Genomic DNA, 23,066 nt, shown 5'->3' with positions numbered 1-23,066 from the left:
TTGTTAAGGACGACGGCGGCCCCGCCACCTTACGGTGGGCGGGCCGCCGTCATCAGTTGATGGCCAGCAGGGAACGGCTCAGGGCAGGAGGCTTTCCGAGGAGGCAACGGCTTCGTTGTCAGTGTCCATGGTGACCACCACGTTGACCCGGCCGCCTTCCAGGACCACGGGCAGCCAGTGGTCGGCGTCCTGCCACATCCGGTCCACGGGGAGGGTGTCCACGCGGAACCACTCGGGCAGGATCTCGTCGCTTTCCGCCGGTTCACCCTGCCAGGTCCTGGCAGTGAAGAGGCGGGTGCGCATGTTCCACTCGGGGCGGGCCGGGAAGACGAACTGCACCACGCCCGCGTCCGTGAGGTCTTCCGTGTGCACTGAGACGCCGGTTTCCTCGAGGACCTCACGAAGGACGGCTTGGGCGTCGCTCTCCCCCGGCTCCACGTGCCCGCCAATTCCGACGATTTTGCCCTTGCCGAAACCGGTTCTCTTCATCCCGAGCAGCACCTCGGCGCCTTCCGGCGACTCCCGGAGCAGGAAGCAAAGGGTCACTTTGGCAGCAGTCATTTTCCAAGCCTAGTTCCGCGACGGCATAGACCGGTGATGACGGGCCCACGGCAGGCCGCATTGCTACAGTGAGGCCCATGAGCATGGCCGGAGACGAGCCCACCACGCCAGCCCCCAAGGTCCCCGCCCTGCCGGGCGGCGGTGTCCGGCTTCCTGCATGGCTGGTGAGGAATCCGCTGCATGCAGGCTGGGCGTGGATTGGCTGGTGGGCTGTGCTGATCATCGCTGACGAGTTTGTGGACCTGGCCGGCTGGACCTGGTACGTGTTTGTGGGGATGGCCGCCCTGCCCACCCTGGTGTGCACCGTGACGGTGCTGCACGCGACCCCGCGCAGGTACCTGAAGCCAGTGAACGAGTCCGTGCTGTCGCACTTCTTCGTCAGGTTCCTTGCCTTGACGGCCGCGTTCCTGGTGTGGGGTGTCTCGGTGGTGGCCAGCGCCTCGATTTCCACCACCGTCCAGGCGCTGGCCGGAGATTCGGAGCGTGCCGTGACTTCGCTTGGGCTCAACCTCCTCCTGGCCGCGGTCCCCCTGGTGATCTCAGTGCTGTGGATGGCCCTCATTGTGCGCTGTGCGTGGTTCCTGCGCCGGCTCCGCGGCTGGCGCCAGGTACCGGAAGATACGCGGCTCCCCAAGAAATTTATGCGTCGCTCGCCTCAACTGCGGCGCGTTGTGGTTGGCCTCGCCCACCCGGGCCTGCTCCTCGTGGCAGGTCTCGGCACCTCAATCCTCGCCTTGTTCCTTGGAGCCGTGGAGCTCACGCTCAACGTGATGACCTGACGGATCAACAGCTCTGCGGACCAAGGGAGGCGAAGGGCGGAAGCAGCCCTTAGCCCAGTGCCCGGGGGTGCGCCGCCGCGTAGATTTCCCGCAGCGTATCCGCCGTAACCAGGGTGTATACCTGTGTGGTGGTCACGGAGGCGTGGCCCAGCAGCTCCTGGACCACCCTGACGTCGGCGCCGCCTTCGAGCAGATGGGTAGCGAACGAATGCCGGAGGGTGTGCGGCGAGACGTCCTTGGTGATGTTGGCTTTGTCCGCGGCAGCCTTCAGGATGGTCCACGCGCTCTGCCTGCTGATCCGGCCGCCGCGTGCATTCAGGAACAGGGCAGGGGTCCCTTTGCCTTTGGCCGCCAGCAGCGGGCGGCCGCGGACCAGGTAGGCGTCCAGTGCCCTTGCTCCGTAGGACCCCAACGGAACCAGCCGTTCTTTGGAGCCCTTGCCGAAAAGCCGCACGATGGCCGGACCGGTCTCCGCTTCCTGAAGCGAGATGTCGTCCACGTCCAGGCCCACGGCTTCGCTGATGCGGGCACCGGTGGAATAGAGGAACTCCAGCAGGGCGCGGTCCCGGAGGCCGGTAGCCGTATCGGTGCCGGCCGCCTCAAGGATCCTGGTGACCTCGTCCACGCTGATGGCCTTGGGCAGCCGCTTCCCGGGCATGGGCGGATGGACGTCACTGGCGGGGTCGGCGGGCGTGAAGCCTTCGAGCGCCCAGAATTTGTGCAGGCCCCGCACCGCGACCACAGTCCTTGCCGCAGACCGCACGCCCAGGGCGCTGCCGCCGTCGGACCCGTCCGCCAAGGCACGGACGAAGCCCGTCACGTTGTGCCGTGTGATGTCTTCGGGCCGGCTGCATCCTGCTGCCGCGAGGTAGCGGGAGTACCGGGCCAGGTCCCTGCGGTACGCAGCGAGGGTGTTGGCGGCCAAACCCCGTTCCACCCCCATGTGCTGGAGGTAGTCCGTGATGCCGCGGTCAATGGCAGTGGGAGGGGCCGGGGGTACGGTCTCCTCCGGGACAGTCTGCTCCGGAGCGGCCACGCTGGCGGGCGCTGAACCGGCCGGGACTGCGCCGGCCGGGGCCAGTTCGGTGGAAGGACCAGGGGCCATCAGCGCTGGCTGGGGTGCGCGGGCCAAGGCGCATCCGCTGGCCGGAGGCCGGCAAATCCGTCAGCGCGTGCAGCCGCCGCCGCGAGGATCCCGACGACGGCGGACGGGTTGTGCAGCCGGCCGGCCAGCACGGACTCCACGGCGTCGTCCAGGCTGATCCAGTGGAATTCGATCTCGGCTTCCTCGTCCGTCCGCTCGTGGCGCTCGTGGTGCGGGACTTCGGTGAGGTCGCGGGCCAGGTAGATGCGGATGGCTTCGCTGGAGGAGCCCGGCGAGTTGAAGACGTCGGCCAGGACATTCCAGGAGCCGGCAGCAAGGTCGGCTTCTTCGGCGAGTTCGCGGGCCGCGCCTGCCTGGAACTCTTCGCCTTCAACGTCCAGCAGCCCGGCCGGGATCTCCCACAAGTCCATGCCCACGGGGTGCCGGTACTGCTTGAGGAGGAGGATCTCGCCGTCGTCATTCATGGGCAGGACCGCCACCGCACCCGGGTGCTCGATGTAGTCACGGGTCAGGGCAACGCCCGTGTCCTGCAGCTGGAACGTATCGCTGACCACGTCCCAGATCCGGCCTTCGTAGACCTTCTCGGTGGACAAAAGACGGCGCGGGCTCGGTGCATCCGAAACCTTTACTACGTGGGTGGCTTCGTGTGTACCGGGCATCGCGCCGTCCTTTGTATCGTGCGAACTACTTAGCGGCTACCGTACCGGACGGCGCGGCCTCGACAGCGTCGTCGCCCAGGGGAGCGGCCGTGTCGGCGCCGGACTGGTGGTCCAGTGCCGCCTTGACCAGGCCGGCGAACAGCGGGTGCGGCCGGGTGGGGCGGGAGCTCAGCTCGGGGTGCGCCTGGGTGGCCACGTAGTACGGGTGGACGTCAGCGGGCAGCTCAACGAACTCCACGAGCTTGCCGTCCGGTGACGTGCCGGAGAAGACAAGCCCCTCGGCTGCGATCTGGTCGCGGTACTTGTTGTTCACCTCATAGCGGTGGCGGTGGCGTTCGCTGACGGTGGTCTTGCCGTAGGTTTCGGCAATGACGGAACCGGCGTCGAGCTTGGCTTCGTACAGGCCCAGGCGCATGGTGCCGCCAAGGTCGCCGCGGCCTTCAACGAATTCCAGCTGCTCTTCCATGGTGGCGATGACCGGGTACTTGGAGTCCGGTTCGAATTCGCTGGAGGACGCGCCTTCCAGCCCCACTACGTTGCGGGCGTACTCGATGACCATGCACTGCAGGCCCAGGCAGAGTCCCAGGACCGGCAGCTTGGTTTCACGCGCGAATTTCAGCGCGCCGAGCTTGCCCTCAAGCCCGCGGATGCCGAAGCCGCCCGGGACGCAGATGGCGTTGACGCCGTCCAGGGCCTTGATGGCGCCCTCGCGGGTTTCGCATTCGTCCGAGGGGACCCAGCGGATCTTGACCTTGGCGTCGTTGGCGAAACCGCCGGCGCGCAGGGCTTCGGTCACGGAGAGGTAGGCGTCCGGCAGGTCGATGTACTTCCCGACGAGCGCGATCTCCACGTGGTGCTTGGGGTTGTGGACTGCTTCAAGGAGCTTGTCCCAGCTGGTCCAGTCCACGTCCTTGAACGGCAGGTCCAGGGCGCGCACGATGTAGGAGTCCAGGCCCTGGGTGTGCAGGGTCTTGGGGATGTCGTAGATGCTGGGAGCATCGGCGGCGTTGACCACGGCGTCGATGTCGACGTCGCACATCCGGCCGATCTTTTCGCGCATGGCGTCGGGCACTTCGCGGTCGGAGCGGATGACGATGGCTTCAGGCTGGATGCCGATGGAGCGCAGCGCGGCGACGGAGTGCTGGGTGGGCTTGGTCTTCAGCTCCTGGGACGGTCCGATGTAGGGAACCAGGGAGACGTGCAGGAAGAAGACGTTGGTCCGGCCCACGTCCTGGCGGACTTGGCGGGCCGATTCGAGGAACGGCTGGGATTCGATGTCGCCAACAGTGCCGCCGATTTCGGTGATGATGACGTCGGGGGCGTTTTTGCCTTCGGCGGGCAGGCGCATGCGGCGCTTGATCTCATCGGTGATGTGCGGGATGACCTGCACGGTGTCGCCGAGGTATTCGCCGCGGCGTTCCTTGGCGATGACGGTGGAGTACACCTGGCCGGTGGTGACGTTGGCGGAACCTTCGAGGTTTTCGTCGAGGAAGCGCTCGTAGTGTCCGATGTCCAGGTCCGTCTCGGCACCGTCGTCCGTGACGAAGACTTCGCCGTGCTGGAAGGGGTTCATCGTGCCCGGATCCACGTTCAGGTAGGGATCGAGCTTCTGCATAGTTACAGACAGGCCGCGTGCCCGCAGCAGATGACCGAGGCTTGATGCCGTCAGTCCCTTACCGAGCGAGGACGCCACACCACCGGTTACGAAGATGTGTTTGGTCGTCTTGGACGAGCCCGGGAACCGGGAATTTACACGGGAATTTGATCGCTGCACCACGGAATTCGAGCCTATCATCAAATGAGCCTTCCACGGGTCCGGGTAACTGTTTCCCCAAATGATCCAGTCTGCTGGCCGGGGCGCCCGGGAAGCAAGGGGTACCTCGTCTCCCGAACGCCTTCCCGGACCCGTCAGGCCCGTTGTGGCAGCAGTTTCGCGTCGTCCAGCAGCTCCTGCGCATGGGCCTGCGCCGACTCGGAATCCTCCTGGCCGGCCAGCATGCGGGCCAGTTCACGGACCCGCCCGGGGCCGTCGAGGAGTCGGACATCACTTGAAGTGAAGCCGGTGGCGGTTTTGCCGTCGGCACCCCGGACGGACGTTTTGGTGACGGTGATGTGCTGGTCCGCGAAGGCGGCCACCTGAGGCAGGTGCGTGACCACCAGCACCTGCACGTGCCGGGCCAGCATGGCCAGCCGCCGGCCGATTTCGACGGCGGCACGTCCGCCCACGCCGGCGTCCACCTCGTCGAAGACGAACGTGGGGACGGGGTCGACGGCCGCCAGCACCACCTCAATGGCCAGCATGACCCGCGAAAGTTCACCGCCGGACGCACCCTTGCCCAGCGGCCTGGCCGGAGCACCGGAGTGCGGCTGCAGCAGGAAGCTGATCTCGTCCGCGCCGTGCGCTCCCAGCTGGCCGGTGGGCTCGAGGTTGATCACCAGAGTGGCGTCTGCCATGGCCAGGGCCTTCAGCTCGGCACTGACCCGGGCCGAAAGGTCCTTGGCGGCTTTGGCCCTGATCTTGCTGATGGCGGCAGCCTGCTTCTGCAGGTCCGCCTCGGCCTTGATGACCACGGCGTCCAGGGTTTCGATGCGGGTTGAATCGTCCTGCAGTTCGTCAAAGCGCACGCGGGCCTTTTCCGCCCATTCAAGCACTTCGTCGATGGACGGGGCGTACTTGCGGATCAGCTTGGCCAGGGCGGCGCGCCGGTCCTCGATCTCCGCGAGCCGTTCCGGCCCCTCTGTGTCGAGGCCGGCCTGGTAGCTGGCAAGGTCGGTGGCGATATCGTTCAGCAGGAAGCCCACCTCGGCCAGCCGGGCTGCTGCCGAACCAAGTTCGGCGTCGTGTTCTGCCACGTGCTCCAGGGTCCGCTTGGCGGCGTCCACCAGGGTGGTGGCGTCGCCCGCTTCGCCGAAGTCCTCCGCGATCAGCGCCTGGTGGGCCGTGCTGGCCGCGATCCTCAGTTCCTCCACGTTGGCCAGTTTCACTGCCTCGGCCTTGAGTAGTTCGTCCTCCCCCGGCTGCGGATCGACCTCGTCGATCTCGGCGAGGGCGGTCTCCAGGGATTCTGCTTCCCGCAGCCGGTCCCGGGCAGCGCTGCGAAGCTCGTCCAGCTCCGCCTGGCTCGCTTTCCAGCGGCTGTACAGCCCCTGGTAGCCGGACAGCGGGCCGGCCAGGGCGTCGCCGGCAAACTTGTCCAGGGCCCCGCGCTGGGCCACGGCGCCCTTGAGCCGGATCTGGTCCGACTGGCCGTGGACCACCACCAGTGTTTCGCCGATCTCAGCGAGCACGCCCACGGGGGCGGCCCGGCCGCCCAGGAAAGCACGGCTGCGCCCATCGGCACCCAGCCGGCGGGCGAGGATCAGCTCCGCGCCGTCGTCGAGCTCCTCCGCCTCAGCGCCGGCCTCCAGCGCACGCTCAATGGCGGGATGGCCGGCGTCGAGCTTCAAAACTGCCTCGGCCGTTGCACTCTTGGCGCCGCTCCGGACGGCACCGGCGTCGGAGCGTGCACCCAGCAGGAGTCCGACGGCGGTGACCACCATGGTCTTGCCGGCGCCTGTTTCGCCAGTGACCACGCTCAGTCCGGGGCCAAGCGGAAGCGTTGCGTCGGTAATGACGCCCAGATCGCGGATTCTCAGTTCTTCAAGCATGGTTCACTTTGCGGTTGAGGGATCGGGATCGATGTCCGGCTGCCCGCTGCCCGGCACCTGGAGAGGCGGCATGGGGCGGGGTGTCCGGACGATGGGAATGGGGCCGGTGTGGACCGCTTCGGCCTTGGGGACAGGGCCGCGCCAGCCGTGGATGGGCAGTTCGAACTTCCGCACCAGCCGGGCGGAGAAGGGAGTCTGGTGGGTGCGGGCCAGCCGGACGGGGGTGGCTGACTTGGTGACCTCAACGCGGGCGCCCGGCGGCAGGTCCACTGAGCGGCGGCCATCGCACCAGAGGACGCCCTGGGCGTCGGTGCGGCCCAAGACCTCCACAGCCAGCTTTGAGCGCGGCGACACCACGAGCGGCTTGGCGAACAGCGCATGGGCGCTGATGGGAACGATGACGAGGGCCTCCACCTCCGGCCAGACCACGGGGCCGCCGGCGGAAAACGCGTAGGCAGTGGAACCGGTGGGCGTGGCCAGTACGATGCCGTCGCAACCGAAGGTGGTCAGCGGGCGCTGGTCCACTTCGGTGACCACTTCCAGCATGCGTTCCCGGTTGGCCTTTTCGATCGCAGCCTCGTTCAGTGCCCAGGTGTGCCAGATCTTCTGGCCGCGGACCCAGACCTGGACGTCGATGGTCATGCGCTCTTCCACCGTGTATTCACGGCTGGCGATCCAGTCAACGGTCTGGGCGAGGTCCGCCCGCTCGCTCTCGGCGAGGAAGCCCACATGGCCCAGGTTCACGCCGAGCAGGGGTACATCCACTTCGCGCACCAGTTCGGCCGCGCGGAGGATGGTGCCGTCCCCGCCCAGGACCATCACCAGCTCAACGTCCGGAAGCTGGACATGGTCGTGGAGCACCTCCACCGGTTGGGCGAGATGCCCGAAGAAGCGTTCCATGTCCGCCAGTTCGGACTCCTGCATCACCGGGACGATGCCGGAGGCATGCAGCAGGGCACAGGCCTCCCAGGCGGCCTTCAGTGATTCCTCGCGGCCGGTGTGGGCGAGGACCAATACACGCCTGCTCATCAGGTTCCGCTCTCTAATGGTTGTGCCAGATACGTTCGAGCAAGGCAGCAGTGGCTGCATCCCGCTCTTCGATCTTAGGCAATTCCTGGCCTGCCCTGCGGTTTATCCACAGAAAGTATTCGACGTTTCCGTCCTGGCCGGGGAGCGGGCTCTGCGCCAGGCCCTTGAGGTCAAGGCCTGCGTCCTGCGCTGCCCGGGCCACTTTCTCCACCGCCATGCGCCGCTCCCGCTCCGAGGTCACCACCCCGGTGCGTCCGAGCCGGTCCTTGCCGATCTCGAATTGCGGCTTCACCATGAGCACCATGTCGCCACCGGGCCCGGTACACTCCGCAAGCGGACGGACCACCAGGGTCAGCGATATGAACGACAGGTCAGCTACGGTCAGGGCTGCCGGGCCGCCGATATCCGCGGGCGACATGTAGCGGACGTTGAGTCCCTCGTGGACTTCCACGCGGGGGTCTTCCCGCAGTCGGGGCACCAGCTGCCCGTGCCCGACGTCGACCGCCACCACATGTGCGGCGCCCCGCCGCAGCAGCACATCAGTGAAGCCGCCCGTGGAGGCGCCCGCGTCAAGGCACCTTTTGCCCGCCGGCTGTATCTCCGGGAAAGCATCCAGGGCGCCGGCAAGTTTGTGCCCGGCCCGGCTCGCGTAGGTGTCCTGTTCGTCGTGCTGGACCACCAGGTCCGTCCCCTCGGCGACCTGGAGGGAGGCCTTGGAGAGTACCTGGCCGGCAGAGCTGACTTTTCCTTCGGCAATCAGGGAGGCGGCATGGGTGCGGGACCTGGCGAGGCCGCGGGCAACGAGCGCCTGGTCGAGCCGCAGCGGCATCAGGCGGCACCGTCCCGGGAAGCCGCGCTGGATCCGTCCGTGACGGAGGGGTCCGCATCCAGAGCCGCCCGCAGGTGGTCGTGGAGCTCGTTGTATATCGCTTCGTGTTCTGCCACGGGAGTCCCGGGCAAGGCATTCAGCGGTGCCAGGGACCGTTGGACCAGGTGGTCCGCCACCTCCGCGTGGCTGCCCGACGGCCATTCCGGGAAGGGCTGGGCTGCCGCGGATTCGTCAAGGGGGCTCAGCTCACTCATTCCAACAGCCTAGTGATCCAGCCAGGCCAGTTTCGGCTCCTGTGCAGTGGAGGCGTCCGGCGTGGCCGCCCACCATGCCGCGCACGCTGCCCGCCAGGAATCGAGGCTGTCCTGGCTGCCGATGATGCCCACGGCTCCGTTGGCTACACGCGCGGTGGCTTCACCACACGTGTAGGTGCCGTCGTCGTGCATCACCTCGGGATACGGGCTGTACAGCTCCGTCAGGTCGTTAATAATGTAGTCGGGCCGTTCAGCGGCCCGGGCGGCAAGGATTGTTTGCGGGGTGTCGACGCCGGTCAGAACGGCCACGGTGGCGAAGCCGGCGTTGTTGCCGCCCAGGATGTCGGTGTCCAGCCGGTCCCCCACCACCAGTGGGCGCTCGGCTCCAAGCCGCTTGGCGGCGGAGTGGAACAGCGGGGCTTCCGGCTTGCCCGCTACGCGTGGCGTCTGGCCGGTGGCGGCTGTGACTGCGGCGACCAGGGTTCCGTTGCCGGGGGCGATGCCGCGGGCCTGCGGGATGGACATGTCCGTGTTGGTGGCTACCCACACCGTCCCGGCCGCCACGACATAGGCGGCCTCGGCGAGCTCCTTCCAGCCGATGGCCGGGTTGAAGCCCTGGACTACGGCAACCGGCTTCTCGTCCTGGCTGTAGACAGGCACCAGGCCCACAAGTTCGATCTCCTGTGCCAGTGCCGGGCTTCCGGTAATGAGGACGCGGGAGCCGGGGGCCAGCTCCGAGGCAAGCAGCTCCGCGGCTGCCTGCGAGGAGCTGACCACTTGGTCGTCAGCGGCCGGGGCACCCAGCTCACGGAGGTGCGCGGCGACCTGCGCCGGTGTCCGCGATGCGTTGTTCGTTACATAGCCCAGGCCGACTCCCAGGCCTTCCAGCTGGAGGAGGGATTCCACTGCACCGGGGATGGCATGCGGGCCGGCGTACACCACACCGTCCAGGTCAGCCAGCAATGCATCGAACCGGGAGATCAGGGCTGCTTCAGTCATCTGTATTAGTCTTCCCGGCGATCCTGGTGGCCTTCGATGTGATCCTGGGCACCGTCCGGGACGTCTTCTCCGGTGTGATCCAGCTCGTCGCGTTCCACGGAGTCCTCGTCCGACTCGGCGTCGTCTGAAACGAAGTAGTCCACTTCCTGGTCATCGATGCTGGCGTCCACGGCTTGTTCTGCGGCAGGCGATTCTGGTGCATCCGTGCCGGCTGCAACGGTGCTTGAGGCGGGAGCTTCAGCGGCGGCGGATGACGCAGTGGCTGCACCTGATGCGCTGGATGCGCGGTCCAGGAGGCGACGGCGCTCGGCTTCCTCGCGGGCTTCTTCTTCCTCGTCCCAGCCGAGGTCGATGATGTCCGGTTCTTCGTCAACGCCCAGGCCCAGCGCGTTTTCAGCCACGACTGCCTGCTTCTGCCACTTCTCAGCTTCGGTGGTGCGGCCCACGGCAGCAAGTGCGTCGGCGTAGGCGCGGAAGAGACGGGGGCTGTAGGAGAAGGCGCGGTTGATATCCAGCTGCGGGATCTCCAGTTCTGCAACGGCGGCGTCCAGCTGGCCAAGGTCGGTGCGCGCACCCGCGGCCACGATGGCGAGCTCGGCCTTGCCCGGAGCATCCAGGTCCTGGGCTTCCTCGGACCGCACCACATCGAGGGCACGGTCGGGGCGGCCGAGGCCACGTTCGCAGTCAGCCATCACGGGCAGGTGCACGTTGGAGCCGCTGATCCGCCGATAGGTGCGGAATTCGCGCAGTGCCTCGCCGTAGTGGCCGGCTGCGTAGGCGGTGAGGCCAACAGCTTCACGGACAGCGGCCAGCCTGCCACCGCGGCGGCTGGCGGCGAGGGCGTGCTGGAAGGCCAGTTCCGGCTCGTCGTCGATCAGGCGGCCGGCCATCACCAGGTGGCGGGCGACCCACTCGGCGCTGTTGGCCTCCAGAGTCTTGATCTGGTGCTGCGTGGCGCGGTCCAGCTCCTTGCCCGTTACATCGTCGTCGATCTGGGGGGACCGTTCCCGGTCCGGGCGGTTGGCGCTGCGGAGGTCGCGTACGTTGGGTACGCGGGCCGGGCGTTCTTCCTGGCGGTCGCGGCCGAAGGTGCGGGGGCCGGCGTCGCGGCTGTCACCACGGCCCGGGCCGCGATCGAAGCTGCGGGGTGCGCGGCGGTCTTCCTGTCGGTCGCCCCGGTTGGGCCGCTCGCTGCGGTCGCCAAACGGCTTGCGGTTCTCTCCGCCACCAAACCCGCGGCGGTCACCTTCGCCGTCTCGGCGCGGACGATCATTAAAGGGACGGTTCTCGCGGTCACCAAAGGGCTTACGGTCGCGGTCGCCAAACGGCTTGCGGTTCTCTCCGCCACCAAACCCGCGGCGGTCACCCTCGCCGTCGCGGCGCGGACGATCATTGAAGGGACGGTTCTCGCGGTCACCAAACGGCTTACGCTCACCGCCACCAAACCCGCGGCGGTCACCCTCGCCGTCGCGGCGCGGACGATCACCAAACGGCTTACGCTCACCGCCACCAAACCCGCGGCGGTCACCCTCGCCGTCGCGGCGCGGACGATCACCAAACGGCTTCTTGTCGCGGTCACCGAAAGGCTTGCGCTCTCCGCCGCCGGGTGCCCGCTTGGAGGGATCGCTGTTGTCGCGGCCCGGCCGGGACCGGAATCCACGGGGTTCGCCGCCGGAGTTGTTGTGTCCGCGGAACCCGCCGCGGTCATTCCCGCCGCGGTTGCCGCCGTTGTGCTCAGCCATGTGGATTCCTCCTGTTGTGAGCCGACCACTGGCGCAGACTGCAGCCGCTCGTATCCGTGTTTCGTTTTCCTACGCAACCCGAAATCAAGCGCTTCGAAGTCCGTACATCTTCATCAATTCTAGTGGAGTTGCTTCTCGAGGCAGGACCGAGCAACCGCAGCGCAGCAGAATCGTGGCAATCTTCACACGGACGCGCGCTCACTTGGTGCCGTCTCCCCCGGCGACGCGCGTTCGGTCGGTTCGTGTCACAGGTGCGACGGCGGTGCTGCCGCGGCATGGGTGGCCACGCTGGCGGATCCACCGCCAAGCGGGTGGATCGCCCCAGGTTGGGTGCGGGTCCTGCCGCAGGCGGCCGGCGGCGCCCGCTTGTTTCGGGCATTAGTGGTGTGGTTGTTAAATGTGGGAGGCCCCAACCTGGTGGTTGGGGCCTCGACCTAATGGTTGTCCGGCGGTGAATTTGAAACCAGCTGTAAAAACCAGACCACCCACAGGGGTAGGCAATCCAGTCAATTCAACCAATCAATAAAACAATCGGTATCAACAAACTTGGCACACTATTGAGTTCTCAAACAACAGACACATCCGAATATTCCCGAAACAATTCATTCAATGAATTTCTATTTCGTATTTCTTCGCTGCGATGTTTCAATCTTATTTTATTCATTTTCACTTTGCAAATCCGGTTGTTTCTCCGGAATTCACTTCGTGGAACAAATCAACCCAGCAAAGTTGAAGCAATTTCTTCAATCCACGCTCTGCGCGGCCAAGAATTGCTTCTTATTTGATGGGGTTCGCCGCCACTCGGCGGTGGCGACTCAGAAAACAATACACGCCCCTCCGCGGCCGTGCAAATCGCCTGCGGAGGAGCGTGCAAAGTGTGCCCCGATGGTCTAGGGAACCAGTACTTCCACTGTGGCAAGGCTCTTCTTCCCCCGGCGCAGCAGCAGGTACTGCCCATGCAGGAGTTCGGATTCCGGGATCACCGCTTCAGGGTCCAGCACCTTCTCGTTGTTCACGTAGGCTCCCCCTTCACCCACGGTGCGGCGGGCAGCGGACTTGCTTTCCGAGAGCCCCGAGGCAACCAACAGGTCAACGATCCCCAAAGCGTCAACCTGGACAGTAGTGAATGGAAGTTCAGAGGTGGCTGCCTGCAGCGTGGGCTTGTCCAGGGCGGACAGGTCGCCGTTGCCGAACAGCGCAGCGGAAGCGGCGATGACCTTTTCGGTGGCCTCCACCCCGTGCACCAGGGACGTGACTTCGAAGGCGAGTTTGCGCTGCCCAACACGTGCGAAGGGACGTTCGGCCACAGCGGCCGCAATGTCTTCAATTTCAGCGCGGGAGAGGAAGGTGAACACCTTCAGCCGGTCCACCACATCGGCGTCGGCGGTGTTGAGCCAGAACTGGTAGAAGGCGTACGGGCTGCACATGCCGGCGTCGAGCCAGATGGCATTGCCTTCGCTCTTGCCGAACTTTGTGCCGTCCGAATTGGTGATCAGCGGGGTTCCCAGGGCGTGGACGCTCTTGCCCTCAACCTTGCGGATCAACTCCGTGCCGCTGGTGAGGTTGCCCCACTGGTCCGAACCGCCGGTCTGCAGCACGCAGCCGTAGTCGCGGAAGAGCTGCAGGTAGTCCATGCCCTGCAGGATCTGGTAGCTGAACTCGGTGTAGCTGATGCCCTCGTCGGAACTCAGGCGTGAAGCAACAGCGTCCTTGCGCAGCATGGTGCCCACCCGGAAGTGCTTGCCAACTTCACGCAGGAAGTCGATGGCGCTCAGCGGCGCCGTCCAATCCAGGTTGTTGACCATGCGAACGGCGTTATCGCCGTCGACACTAAGGAACCTGCTGACCTGCGCCTGGAGGTAACCCACCCATTCCGCCACCGTGTCCTTGGTGTTCAGGGTGCGCTCGGCCGTGGGACGGGGGTCACCGATCAAACCGGTGGAACCACCCACGAGCCCGAGCGGCCTGTGGCCGGCCAGCTGCAGCCGCCGCATCACCAGCAGCTGGACCAGGTTGCCCAGGTGCAGGCTCGGCGCGGTGGGGTCGAAGCCGCAATAGTACGTCACCGGTCCGCCGGCGAGGAGCTTCTCCAGCTCGGCTTCGTCGGTGGAGACGTGGACCAGGCCACGCCACTTCAGCTCCTGCCAGATGTTGGCAAAAGTGGGGTCGTTCTGTTGCGATTCGAGGCTGTTGATTTCTGGCACGCCTTCTAAGTTAGCAGTATTACCCGGCCCCTGATCAGCGCTTGATGCCGGCCGGGACAGGCTCGGCAGCAATCAGCCGCAGCCGCTGCGTTGCACGGGTCATGGCGACATACAGGTCCCCCACCTTGCCGTGCTCATGGTTCAGCATCGTGGCGGGCTCAAGCACCACCACGCCGTCGAACTCCAGACCCTTGGCTTCACGCGGGCTGATCACCACAATGTCCTGGTCATAGCTGCCGGCACCGGTACCGATGCGGCGGCCGTACCGGGCGCGCAAGGCCGCAGTAGCTTCCGGCAAGAGGTGACCATCGGCGATAACAGCCAGCAGGCCGCCGTCGAGCGCGTCCAGTTCCTCCGGCAGGACCTCCACCAGGCTGCTGACCACCTGGCCCGGTTCCACCTCATCAATGATGGGCGACCAGCGCCCTTCCCGAACGGCCTTGGGCGCCGAGACCACAAGCCCTGCGGCGTTGGCCATCCTGACCGCCGCCTCGGCGATCTGGGACGGCGTGCGGTAGTTCACCGTCAGCTCCTCGAGCTGCCAGCGGTCCCCGAACATCGGCGCGAGTGCGCCCTGCCATGAATTCGCTCCGGCCACGGAGCTCGTCTGCGCGATGTCCCCCACGATGGTGAAGGACTTCAGCGGGCAACGGCGGACCAGCAGGCGCCACTGCATGGGGGAAAGTTCCTGCGCCTCGTCAACCACGATGTGGCCGAAGGCCCAGGTGCGGTCGCTCGTGGCGCGTTCGGCAGCCGTCAGCCGCGCCTCCTGTTCCTGGTTCTGCTCAGCCAACTCCTCGGCGGACATCAGCGGATCCACCCCGGCAGCCTCCATATTGACCAGCGTCTGCTTGGCGTTGGCGAGGTCGCGGGCACGGTCGTGTTCCTGCTGCGCGAGGCCACGGCCCGCGGCGGGGTCCAATTCGCCCAGGAGTTCGGCGGCCTCGTCGAGCAGCGGCACGTCGGACTCGGTCCAAGGGGCATCGGCCGGGCGCAGCAGCAGGGCCCGCTCGGCCGGACTCATGTCCGGAGTGCAGAACTCAAGGAGCGCCGGCTTGCTGAAGAGCTCCGAGATCAGCTTCTCCGGCGTCATGGGCATCCAGCACAGATTGAGGGCAATGCGCACATCACGGGCGGTGCGGACATCCTCTGCCAGGTAGGAGCGGTCCGCGTTGTTGCCGATGTTGGCCGCTTCCACCAGCTCGGTCATCTGTTCGGTCAGCTCGCGCAGCAGGATCTTAACGAACGTTACCCGGGCCTCGTTGTGCGGCTTGCCGGTGGAACGGGCACGTTCGCGGGCACGGCGTACCTGGCGCGGGGTCAGCACCAGCTTGCGGCCGTCCACCTCCAGGATCCGGTTCTCCGCGGGAGTGCGCTGGCGGTTGGCGACGGCGTTGGCCACCACGGTGGCCATGTCCAGCCGCCCCTTGATGGCGGCGACGTCCGCGTTCGGTTCCGGCACTGCGTTGATGCCGGGCATGAGGCGGCCCACGCTCGCCATCACCACGCCGGTCTCGCCCAGGGAGGGCAGCACCCTTTCGATGTACTTCATAAACGACGACGACGGGCCCACCAGCAGCACGCCGGCGGACTTCAGGCGGTCGCGGTGGGTATAGAGCAGGTAGGCGGCACGGTGCAGCGCGACGGCGGTCTTGCCGGTGCCGGGCCCGCCCTGGACCACCACGGCGCCGGAGATCGAGGAGCGGATAATCCGGTCCTGTTCGGACTGGATGGTGCTGACGATGTCCGACATCCGGCCGGTTCGCTTGGAGTTCAGGGCAGCAAGCAGGGCACCCTCGCCCTGGAGGGATTCATCGTCCGTGAGCATGTCGGCGTCCAGGACATCGTCCTCGATCGCCTTGACTTCGCGGCCCTGCAGGATCAGGTGCCGGCGGCGGCGGACGCCTTGCCGGTCAAAGGCCGTGGCCTGGTAGAAGTGCCCGGCTTCGGGTGCGCGCCAGTCCACCATGAGCCGCTGGAGGTCCTCAGTGGTGAGGCCGATGCGGCCGATGTACTGGGTTTCCCCGGAGTCCAGGTCCAGGCGGCCGAACACCAGCCGGTCATCCACCGCGTCCAGCTGGGCCAGGCGGTCCTCATACAGAGCCGCAAAAGCGTCACGCTCGGAAACGTTCTGCATGGTGCCCACAGCCCCGGCCCGCCGGACCTGCGCAAGCTGCTTGCGCTTTTCCTCGCGCAGCTCCTCCAGCCGGGCATACAGGCCGGCAACATAGTCCCGTTCGTGGGCCAAATCGGCGTCGAGCATTAACGTTCCCCTATCGCAAAAGACAGACCGTCCATTCTACAACCATTTCCGTTAACGCTGGCGAAACCTGGACGGCCGGGGCTTCGCTGCCTTGTACTTGGAAACCGTGGGATCGCCGGTGATCCAGAACCGCCAGGCGTAGTCCTCCGATCCGCCGGCACCGGAAACACCCACCCGCGGCCCGGAGCTCACGTGCTCAACCGGGCGGTCCGGGAGCACCAGCCCGAACGGGGGCGCCAGCGCGTCACGGCCGCTGTATGCCGTGGTCAGGCCCAGGGCCTTGGCCAGCCGCGCCGGACCGCTGGCGAGGTCGGCGGGACCTTTCGAGGTGGTTCGGCGGTGCCGGGCGAGCTCAGTTCCCTCCACGATTTCCCCGGCGCGCAGCAGCAGAGCAGAGGCCACCCCTTCGGGGCCACACACGATGTTGGTGCAGTGGTGCATCCCATATGTGAAGTAGACGTAGAGGTGCCCGGCAGGACCAAACATCGGTGCGTTACGGGGGGTGGCACCCCGGTAGGTGTGCGAACCGGGGTCCGGGTGGAGGGAGTCCTCCGGGCCAAGGTAGGCCTCCACCTCGGTGAGGCGCACGGACACCCGGCCCTCCCTCGACTCGTGCGTCAGGACAGCCCCCAGCAGCATCGGGGCCAGGTCCCGGGCGTCGCCGGACAGGAACTCCCGCAACGGCTCCCCCGCCGGCCAAGGACGTCTGCTCATGGCCAGACTCTATCCAAAACCGGCAGCAGTCACCGGCACAACGCACAAAACACGCGTCACGGCCATGTCCGATTTCCGCTAGCCCGCGTCCGGCCCGGCTGGCAGGATGGAGTAATGGATTTCTGGCAGCGCTACCGGGCGATAGATGCCCGGGACACCCGGTTCGACGGGCAGTTCTTCACTGCAGTCCGGACCACGGGCATCTATTGCCGGCCGTCGTGCCCGGCCAGGACGCCCAAGGCCACCAACGTCACCTTTTACGAGACCTCCGCCGCGGCCCACGACGCCGGCTACCGGGCCTGCAAGCGCTGCCTCCCCGAGGCGGTCCCCGGCACGCCTGCGTGGAACGTCCGCCAGGACATCGCCGGGCGCGCCATGCGATTGATCAACGACGGAGTGGTCAACCGCGACGGCGTAGACGGTCTGGCCGCCCGCCTTGGTTATTCCTCCCGGCAGCTGAACCGCATCCTGAGCCAGGAACTTGGGGCCGGTCCGCTGTCACTCGCCCGGGCTGGCCGCGCGCAGACGGCGCGCACCCTGCTGGTTTCCACGTCCATGAAACTTGCCGACGTCGCCTTCGCGGCCGGCTTCAGCAGCGTCCGGCAGTTCAACGAGACCATGCTGGAGGTCTTTGCCATGACCCCCACCGCCCTGCGCGCGGCCCGGCACCCCAAGGCGGCGGGCGGCTCCACCGCCCTCACCCTCAGCCTCCCCTACCGCGAACCCTTCGACCCCGGCATCTTCAGCTTCCTGGCCGTGCGCGCCATCCCCGGAATCGAGCTGGGAACGGATACCTCCTACGCGCGGACGCTGCGGCTGCCTCAGGGCGACGCCCGGTTCCGGATTGAGTACGACGGCGGTGCTCCAGGGCGGCCGCTCACCCTCACCATCAATGCGGTGGACTTGAGGGACCTGCCGGCGTTGCTGAGCCGCGTCCGGAGGCTGTTCGACCTGGATGCCGACCCGGTGGCGATCGACAGCGCGCTGGCAGCCGACAGCCGGCTCTCAGGACCCGTGGCCGCGTCGCCGGGAGTCAGGATGCCCGGCGCCCTGGACCCGGCCGAAATGCTCGTCCGGGCAATGGTCGGACAGCAGATCACCGTGGCCGCGGCGCGCACGGCACTCAGCCAGCTGGCCGCCGTCGGACGATCCAGCCAAAGCCCCGGAGACGGCCTGGACAGGATGTTTCCCACCCCGGCGGAAATCGCCGCCGACGGTTACGCCCTGCTGCGGGGGCCGCGGAAGCGGGCCGATGCGCTGCGCACGGCGGCCTCAGCGGTGGCGGAAGGCAGGCTCGATTTTGGCTATGGCGACGACGTGGCCAGCCTTGGCGCGAAGCTTCTGCCGCTGCCGGGGGTGGGACCATGGACGGTGGGCTATCTTGCCATGCGGGTCCTCGGTGCCCCGGACGTATTCCTGGCCAACGACGCCGCGGTGCGGAACGGGATCAGGGCGCTGGACAAGCCGGCGTCGGAATCCACCGTCAGCCCTGACACCGGAACGGCCAGCCCGGACTTCCGCGAAGTCAGCCCCTGGCGCTCCTACGCCACCATGCACCTGTGGCGGGCAGCAGCAGTACCCCGCGGCGGCACAACGAAACGTGCCGGTGCGGTCAACGGAACAGCAGAGAAAGCGAATCGATGAAGGCCCAGTTGCTCACCATGTCCACTCCGGACGGCCCATTCACCATCCTTGCCCGGGAAGGGGAGGTCCTGTCGAGCGGGTGGACCGACAATCCCGGCGACCTCACCGGGCAGATCCACCCCGCCTTGCGGCCGGCCACGATTGAGCTGGTCACCGACCTTGGCGATATCTCCGCGGCCGTGGAGGCGTTCTATGCCGGCGACCCCGCGCCGGCGATGCAGGTTTCGGTGCGGCAGATGTCGGGGCCGTTCCGCGCCCACGCCTGGGATGTGCTGCGCCTGGTCCGGCCGGGATCACCCGTGACGTACACCGAGTACGCGGAGCTTGCGGGCAATCCCAAGGCCGTCCGGGCGGCGGCCAGCGCCTGCGCGTTCAATGCGGCGGCCCTGTTTGTGCCGTGCCACCGGGTCATCCGGACAGACGGTTCGCTGGGCGGCTTCCGGTGGGGACTGCCCGTCAAGGAGAGCCTGCTGAAACGCGAAGCAGCCTGACCGCGCCTGTCATAACCCCGCGGGAGGTACTCCCTGCTTGGGCGTTGGAGTTCCCGAAGGCCACGGCAGGAGTTCGGGCAGGTCAACGCCGTCGGCGGCCGCGGAGGCGCGCAGGCTGCCCAGGGTGGGTTCGCGCCCGGCCAGCCATGCTGCAATGTCCGTGACCATTCCGCTGACCACGGTGGACCGGTTCCCGGTGCCGATACTCACCGGTGCCAGGCCGAGGGGCTGGAGCACCAGCTTCTCCTCCGGCGGCACGCGGGCGGCGAGGAAGTCGAACAGGTGCGCGCAGAACGGCCGGCTCCAGGTTTCCGGTCCCCTGCCCGTCAGGAGGTCGGCGTTGTGAATGACCAACTCCCGCCAGAGCGCGAGGCCGCCATCCAGGACCACTCCCCCTCGGTAGGAGATGGGGGCCCACCAGCCGGTCTGGTTGGCGGACGAGTCCTTGACGCCGGGCAGCACATCGAACGCCCGCAGCACCCTGTCCAGCGCTGCTGCCACATCCGCCTGGTGGGTGGCGGCATCGTGGCCGGCAGCCATGTCGATGGCCTTGTTCCGGCCGTCCATGCCGCCGTCGTAAAGCTCGACAGTTTCGCCGCGGGCCGCGTACTCAAGCTGGCGGGCCATGGCGTTGGAGATCCCGGCCAAGTGGGCCAGGACGTGTCCCCGGGTCCAGCCGGGCAGGGCCGAGGAAGCCTTGACGTCCGCATCGCTGAGCTTGGCAACATCGGTGGTGACGTTGCCGGCGGCCTGGTGGATGCCGGCGAGCAGGAGGTCCGGTTGGGGAGCTGTCATGGCGCCCATCCTAGCCCGGCAGAACGCCGTCGGGGCCGAAGCGGTGCCGGATATGGTTGCCGTCGTTGCTCCCCTGCCAGAACTCGATTTCGGCGGGCCTGATGGCGTAAAGCTGCCAGTCGGGGTTCCCGCTGCCGTCCGCGCGGGGCCGTTCAGCCCAGTCCCGGGCCGAGGCCTCGGCGGACAGTTCCACCACGGGTCCTGCCACCCGGACCTGCCGGCCCAGCGATGGCCAGTAGAAGTTCATGGCCGCGCTGGGTTCGGCGGCAAGTTCCTTGCCTTTCCGCGATGTGCGGGACGTGGCGAAGTGCCAGCCCTCGTGGTCAATGTCCTTCAGGATCAGCATCCTCGACGACGGCTGCCGCCCGCTGCCGGCCCCGGTGCCTACGGTGGCGAGGCTGAAGGCGTGCGGCTGCTGCTCCCCCTTATCCAGCGCCTCGTCCAGCCATTGCTTGAAGAGCAGGGCCGGGTCCCCTGGCGCATTGTCCGGATCGAAATCCGGCAGGTCAGGCGGGAAGTCGGGAAGGGTGCGAAGGAACTTGCGGAAGGTTTCGCCCATGGGGCCATGGTAGCCCGATGCCCTCCGCACCTCCCCGACGCTCTCGCACTTAATGCACCGAAAACACCAACGCTCTCTCACTTTCTTGGGGAAAGTGAGAGAGCGTCGGCCCAAAAGGGACGTTAAACGGGAGAGCGTGCTTACCCTGCGTACTCGCGCACGCCTGCGAGCTCGGCTTCCAGCGCAGCCAGCTGTCGTTCGACGGCGGCCGGCGCCGTTCCGCCCTGGGAGTTGCGGCTGTTCAGCGAGCCCTCCGTGGACAGGACCGTGCGGACCTCCGGCGTGAGGTGCTCCGAGATGGCGGCGTATTCCCCATCAGTCAGGTCCCACAGCTCCACGCCGCGGGATTCCGCCTGTTTGACGGCGGCGCCGGAGAGCTCATGCGCCTCGCGGAACGGCACGCCCTGGCGGACCAGCCATTCGGCGATGTCCGTCGCCAGCGCGAAGCCCTGGGGTGCCAGCGATTCCATCCGTTCGGTGTTGAACGTCAGGGTGGCGATCATGCCGGACACGGCCGGGAGCAGCAGCTCCAAGGTGTCGGCGGCGTCGAACACCGGCTCCTTGTCCTCCTGGAGGTCCCGGTTGTAGGCCAGCGGCAGGCCCTTGAGCGTTGCCAGGAGCCCGGTCAGGTTGCCGATCAGGCGCCCTGCCTTGCCCCGCGCCAGCTCGGCCACGTCGGGGTTCTTCTTCTGCGGCATGATGGATGATCCCGTGGAGTAGGAATCGTGCAGTGTCACGAAGGAGAACTCCTTGGTGGCCCAGAGAATGACTTCCTCGGAGATCCGCGAAAGGTCCACACCGATCATGGAACACACCCAGGCGAACTCGGCGAAGACATCACGCGAGGCGGTGCCGTCGATCGAGTTGTGGGCCGCGGAGTAGAAGCCCAGGTCCGCGGCCACCGCCTCCGGGTCCAGCCCGAGGGAGGAGCCCGCCAGGGCGCCTGAGCCGTAGGGCGAGACACCTGCGCGCTTGTCCCAGTCCTGGAGCCGCTGCACGTCGCGCAGCAGCGCCCAGGCGTGGGCCAGCAGGTGGTGGCTGAGCAGTACCGGCTGGGCGTGCTGCAGGTGGGTCCGGCCCGGCATGGCAACGCCATGATGGGCCTTGGCCTGCTCCACCAGGGCATCCACCGTAGCCAGCACGCCGCGCGCGACGATCCTGGCGTGGTCGCGCAGGAACATCCGCCCCAGCGTGGCCACCTGGTCGTTGCGGGACCGGCCGGCGCGGAGCTTGCCGCCCAGCTGCGTTCCGGCACGCTCGATCAGCCCGCGCTCCAGCGAGCCGTGCACATCCTCGTCGGATTCGGCCGGCACATAGGCGCCCGAGGCTACGTCCTCATCCAGCCTGGCGAGGGCCGCCAGCATACCTTCCAGCTCGGCGTCGTCCAGTAGGCCTGCCTTGTGCAGCACGCGGGCGTGGGCCTTGGAACCGGCGATGTCGTAGCGCGCCAGCCTCCAGTCGAAGTGGGTGGACTTGCTTAGCGCCGCCAGGGCATCAGCGGGGCCGCCGGCGAAACGGCCGCCCCACAGCGCACCCGTGTTTGTAGCCTCAGCCTTAAGCTCAGCCACAGGGGCTACTTCCCCGCGACGCGGATGTCGCGGCGTGCGGCAACCTTGGCGGACATGCCCCACAGCTCGATGAAGCCGCGGGCCATGGACTGGTCGAAGGTGTCGCCGGTGTCGTAGGTGGCGAGGTCGAAGTCGTACAGCGAAGTGTCGGAGCGGCGTCCGTTGACGATGGCCTGGCCGCCGTGAAGCACCATGCGGATGTCGCCGGAGACGTACTTCTGCGTGTCCTCGATGAAGGCGTCCAGGGAGCGCTTCAGCGGGGAGAACCACTGGCCGTCGTAGACCAGCTCGGCCCAGCGCTGGCCAACGGTGGCCTTGAAGCGGGCCTGCTCGCGCTCGATGGTGATGTCCTCGAGGTGCTTGTGGGCGGTGATCAGCGCCATGGCACCGGGTGCCTCGTAGATTTCGCGGGACTTGATGCCCACCAGGCGGTCCTCGACGACGTCGATCCGGCCCACGCCCTGGGCGCCGGCCCGGCGGTTGAGTTCCTTGATGGCCTGCAGCGGGGTGACCTTCACGCCGTCGATGGCTACGGGCACGCCCTGCTGGAAGGAGATGGTGACCTCGTCCGGTGCCGGCGGGAACTCCGGGGTGGCGGTGTAGTCGTAAATGTCCTTGGTGGGGGCGTTCCAGATGTCCTCGAGGTAGCCCGTTTCCACGGCGCGGCCCCAGACGTTCTGGTCGATCGAGTACGGGTTCTTCTTGGTGGTCTCGATGGGCAGGCCCTTTTCCTCGGCGAAGGCGATGGCCTTGTCGCGGGTGAGGGCGAGGTCGCGGACGGGCGCGATGCACTTCAGGTCCGGGCCCAGGGTCTGGATGCCCACCTCGAAGCGGACCTGGTCGTTGCCCTTGCCGGTGCAGCCATGGGCAACGGTGGTGGCGCCGAATTCGCGGGCGGCCTTGACCAGGTGCTTGACGATGACCGGGCGGGAGATGGCGGAAACCAGCGGGTAGTGGCCCTGGTAGAGGGCGTTGGCCTTCAGGGTGGGCATGGCGTATTCGTTCGCGAACTCGTCGGAGGCGTCGGCCACGTAGGCTTCGACGGCGCCGCAGCCCAGGGCACGCTGGCGGATGGTCTCAAGGGACTCGCCGCCCTGTCCAACGTCAACCGCCACGGCGATGACCTCGGCTCCGGTGGCTTCGCCGATCCAGCCGATGGCTACAGAGGTGTCCAGGCCGCCCGAGTAGGCGAGCACAATGCGTTCAGTCACTTCAAATGCTCC

Annotated in this window: 20 protein-coding genes; 3 read left to right on the top strand and 17 right to left on the bottom strand. The window is 67.1% G+C overall.

What is annotated here, in order from left to right; genetic code table 11:
• Positions 1 to 78: 78 nt before the first annotated feature.
• A complete protein-coding gene (locus BACI348_RS08460) occupies positions 79 to 561 on the bottom strand; it encodes an 8-oxo-dGTP diphosphatase (RefSeq protein WP_159824884.1) in 483 nt (160 codons plus the stop codon).
• Positions 562 to 638: 77 nt separating this feature from the next.
• Here BACI348_RS08460 and BACI348_RS08455 point away from each other — a divergent pair, with 77 nt between their 5' ends.
• Positions 639 to 1,340 carry a hypothetical protein gene (locus BACI348_RS08455; protein ID WP_159824882.1) on the top strand — a complete coding sequence of 234 codons (702 nt, stop codon included), beginning with the start codon at positions 639 to 641 and terminating at the stop codon, positions 1,338 to 1,340.
• Positions 1,341 to 1,389: 49 nt separating this feature from the next.
• Here the strand turns inward: BACI348_RS08455 and xerD are convergent, their stop codons facing one another.
• The 12 genes from xerD to BACI348_RS08395 form a co-directional block, all read right to left on the bottom strand.
• Positions 1,390 to 2,445 carry a site-specific tyrosine recombinase XerD gene (gene xerD / locus BACI348_RS08450; protein WP_159824880.1) on the bottom strand — a complete coding sequence of 352 codons (1,056 nt, stop codon included), beginning with the start codon at positions 2,443 to 2,445 and terminating at the stop codon, positions 1,390 to 1,392.
• Positions 2,445 to 3,104 carry an NUDIX domain-containing protein gene (locus tag BACI348_RS08445; RefSeq protein ID WP_159824878.1) on the bottom strand — a complete coding sequence of 220 codons (660 nt, stop codon included), beginning with the start codon at positions 3,102 to 3,104 and terminating at the stop codon, positions 2,445 to 2,447. The genes xerD and BACI348_RS08445 overlap by 1 nt, the downstream gene beginning before the upstream one ends.
• A gap of 25 nt (positions 3,105 to 3,129) precedes the next feature.
• On the bottom strand, positions 3,130 to 4,899 hold the full coding sequence (gene pyrG, locus BACI348_RS08440; protein WP_159824876.1) for a CTP synthase: 1,770 nt from the start codon (positions 4,897 to 4,899) through the stop codon (positions 3,130 to 3,132).
• A gap of 113 nt (positions 4,900 to 5,012) precedes the next feature.
• A complete protein-coding gene (recN, locus tag BACI348_RS08435; RefSeq protein ID WP_159824874.1) occupies positions 5,013 to 6,752 on the bottom strand; it encodes a DNA repair protein RecN in 1,740 nt (579 codons plus the stop codon).
• A 3-nt stretch (positions 6,753 to 6,755) separates the two neighbouring features.
• Entirely contained in the window at positions 6,756 to 7,781 is a 1,026-nt protein-coding gene (locus BACI348_RS08430; protein WP_159824872.1) for an NAD kinase, read from the bottom strand.
• Between the two features lie 13 nt (positions 7,782 to 7,794).
• Positions 7,795 to 8,610: a TlyA family RNA methyltransferase gene (locus tag BACI348_RS08425; RefSeq protein WP_159824870.1), complete on the bottom strand. Its 816-nt coding sequence runs from the start codon at positions 8,608 to 8,610 to the stop codon at positions 7,795 to 7,797.
• Positions 8,610 to 8,864, bottom strand: coding sequence for a hypothetical protein (locus BACI348_RS08420; protein WP_159824868.1), 255 nt, complete (start codon positions 8,862 to 8,864; stop codon positions 8,610 to 8,612). Before BACI348_RS08420 ends, BACI348_RS08425 begins: the two co-directional genes overlap by 1 nt.
• Before the next feature lie 9 nt (positions 8,865 to 8,873).
• Positions 8,874 to 9,863, bottom strand: coding sequence for an HAD-IIA family hydrolase (locus tag BACI348_RS08415; RefSeq protein ID WP_159824866.1), 990 nt, complete (start codon positions 9,861 to 9,863; stop codon positions 8,874 to 8,876).
• Positions 9,864 to 9,868: 5 nt separating this feature from the next.
• The gene (locus BACI348_RS08410; protein WP_236557499.1) at positions 9,869 to 11,605 is read right to left on the bottom strand and encodes a tetratricopeptide repeat protein; all 1,737 of its coding nucleotides are present in this window, start codon (positions 11,603 to 11,605) and stop codon (positions 9,869 to 9,871) included.
• Between the two features lie 890 nt (positions 11,606 to 12,495).
• Positions 12,496 to 13,809 carry a tyrosine--tRNA ligase gene (tyrS, locus tag BACI348_RS08405; RefSeq protein ID WP_159824864.1) on the bottom strand — a complete coding sequence of 438 codons (1,314 nt, stop codon included), beginning with the start codon at positions 13,807 to 13,809 and terminating at the stop codon, positions 12,496 to 12,498.
• A 34-nt stretch (positions 13,810 to 13,843) separates the two neighbouring features.
• The gene (locus BACI348_RS08400; RefSeq protein WP_159824862.1) at positions 13,844 to 16,072 is read right to left on the bottom strand and encodes a HelD family protein; all 2,229 of its coding nucleotides are present in this window, start codon (positions 16,070 to 16,072) and stop codon (positions 13,844 to 13,846) included.
• 51 nt (positions 16,073 to 16,123) lie between these two features.
• The gene (locus BACI348_RS08395; protein ID WP_159824861.1) at positions 16,124 to 16,786 is read right to left on the bottom strand and encodes a DNA-3-methyladenine glycosylase; all 663 of its coding nucleotides are present in this window, start codon (positions 16,784 to 16,786) and stop codon (positions 16,124 to 16,126) included.
• Between the two features lie 114 nt (positions 16,787 to 16,900).
• Here BACI348_RS08395 and BACI348_RS08390 point away from each other — a divergent pair, with 114 nt between their 5' ends.
• A complete protein-coding gene (locus BACI348_RS08390; RefSeq protein WP_159824859.1) occupies positions 16,901 to 18,430 on the top strand; it encodes a DNA-3-methyladenine glycosylase 2 family protein in 1,530 nt (509 codons plus the stop codon).
• Entirely contained in the window at positions 18,427 to 18,921 is a 495-nt protein-coding gene (locus BACI348_RS08385; protein ID WP_159824857.1) for a methylated-DNA--[protein]-cysteine S-methyltransferase, read from the top strand. Before BACI348_RS08390 ends, BACI348_RS08385 begins: the two co-directional genes overlap by 4 nt.
• 9 nt (positions 18,922 to 18,930) lie before the next feature.
• Here BACI348_RS08385 and BACI348_RS08380 read toward each other — a convergent pair whose 3' ends face one another.
• The 4 genes from BACI348_RS08380 to BACI348_RS08365 all read right to left on the bottom strand — a co-directional run bounded on the left by BACI348_RS08380 (position 18,931) and on the right by BACI348_RS08365 (position 23,054).
• Positions 18,931 to 19,716, bottom strand: a complete 786-nt coding sequence (locus tag BACI348_RS08380) for a maleylpyruvate isomerase family mycothiol-dependent enzyme (RefSeq protein ID WP_159824855.1) — start codon at positions 19,714 to 19,716, stop codon at positions 18,931 to 18,933.
• A 10-nt stretch (positions 19,717 to 19,726) separates the two neighbouring features.
• A complete protein-coding gene (locus BACI348_RS08375; protein WP_159824853.1) occupies positions 19,727 to 20,275 on the bottom strand; it encodes a pyridoxine/pyridoxamine 5'-phosphate oxidase in 549 nt (182 codons plus the stop codon).
• Between the two features lie 140 nt (positions 20,276 to 20,415).
• Complete coding sequence (gene argH / locus BACI348_RS08370) at positions 20,416 to 21,843, bottom strand: argininosuccinate lyase (RefSeq protein ID WP_159824851.1); 1,428 nt, start codon at positions 21,841 to 21,843, stop codon at positions 20,416 to 20,418.
• 5 nt (positions 21,844 to 21,848) lie between these two features.
• Positions 21,849 to 23,054, bottom strand: coding sequence for an argininosuccinate synthase (locus BACI348_RS08365; RefSeq protein WP_159824849.1), 1,206 nt, complete (start codon positions 23,052 to 23,054; stop codon positions 21,849 to 21,851).
• Between the last annotated feature and the right edge of the window lie 12 nt (positions 23,055 to 23,066).

This window comes from Arthrobacter sp. 9AX, from assembly GCF_902506095.1.
Classification (GTDB): domain Bacteria; phylum Actinomycetota; class Actinomycetes; order Actinomycetales; family Micrococcaceae; genus Arthrobacter.
Note: the sequence above shows the minus strand (reverse complement) of the source record. Positions and strands in the feature narration are given on the sequence as shown.

What these genes read in the sequence shown, in the direction of transcription:
- BACI348_RS08380 (WP_159824855.1), bottom strand. Translation starts at nt 19,716, where the DNA reads ATGACAGCTCCCCAACCGGACCTCCTGCTCGCCGGCATCCACCAGGCC.
- BACI348_RS08390 (WP_159824859.1), top strand. Translation starts at nt 16,901, where the DNA reads ATGGATTTCTGGCAGCGCTACCGGGCGATAGATGCCCGGGACACCCGG.
- pyrG (WP_159824876.1), bottom strand. Translation starts at nt 4,899, where the DNA reads ATGATAGGCTCGAATTCCGTGGTGCAGCGATCAAATTCCCGTGTAAAT.
- BACI348_RS08415 (WP_159824866.1), bottom strand. Translation starts at nt 9,863, where the DNA reads ATGACTGAAGCAGCCCTGATCTCCCGGTTCGATGCATTGCTGGCTGAC.
- BACI348_RS08395 (WP_159824861.1), bottom strand. Translation starts at nt 16,786, where the DNA reads ATGAGCAGACGTCCTTGGCCGGCGGGGGAGCCGTTGCGGGAGTTCCTG.
- BACI348_RS08385 (WP_159824857.1), top strand. Translation starts at nt 18,427, where the DNA reads ATGAAGGCCCAGTTGCTCACCATGTCCACTCCGGACGGCCCATTCACC.
- xerD (WP_159824880.1), bottom strand. Translation starts at nt 2,445, where the DNA reads ATGGCCCCTGGTCCTTCCACCGAACTGGCCCCGGCCGGCGCAGTCCCG.
- BACI348_RS08460 (WP_159824884.1), bottom strand. Translation starts at nt 561, where the DNA reads ATGACTGCTGCCAAAGTGACCCTTTGCTTCCTGCTCCGGGAGTCGCCG.
- BACI348_RS08420 (WP_159824868.1), bottom strand. Translation starts at nt 8,864, where the DNA reads ATGAGTGAGCTGAGCCCCCTTGACGAATCCGCGGCAGCCCAGCCCTTC.
- BACI348_RS08455 (WP_159824882.1), top strand. Translation starts at nt 639, where the DNA reads ATGAGCATGGCCGGAGACGAGCCCACCACGCCAGCCCCCAAGGTCCCC.
- BACI348_RS08430 (WP_159824872.1), bottom strand. Translation starts at nt 7,781, where the DNA reads ATGAGCAGGCGTGTATTGGTCCTCGCCCACACCGGCCGCGAGGAATCA.
- recN (WP_159824874.1), bottom strand. Translation starts at nt 6,752, where the DNA reads ATGCTTGAAGAACTGAGAATCCGCGATCTGGGCGTCATTACCGACGCA.
- BACI348_RS08410 (WP_236557499.1), bottom strand. Translation starts at nt 11,605, where the DNA reads ATGGCTGAGCACAACGGCGGCAACCGCGGCGGGAATGACCGCGGCGGG.
- BACI348_RS08400 (WP_159824862.1), bottom strand. Translation starts at nt 16,072, where the DNA reads ATGCTCGACGCCGATTTGGCCCACGAACGGGACTATGTTGCCGGCCTG.
- BACI348_RS08425 (WP_159824870.1), bottom strand. Translation starts at nt 8,610, where the DNA reads ATGCCGCTGCGGCTCGACCAGGCGCTCGTTGCCCGCGGCCTCGCCAGG.
- BACI348_RS08375 (WP_159824853.1), bottom strand. Translation starts at nt 20,275, where the DNA reads ATGGGCGAAACCTTCCGCAAGTTCCTTCGCACCCTTCCCGACTTCCCG.
- BACI348_RS08445 (WP_159824878.1), bottom strand. Translation starts at nt 3,104, where the DNA reads ATGCCCGGTACACACGAAGCCACCCACGTAGTAAAGGTTTCGGATGCA.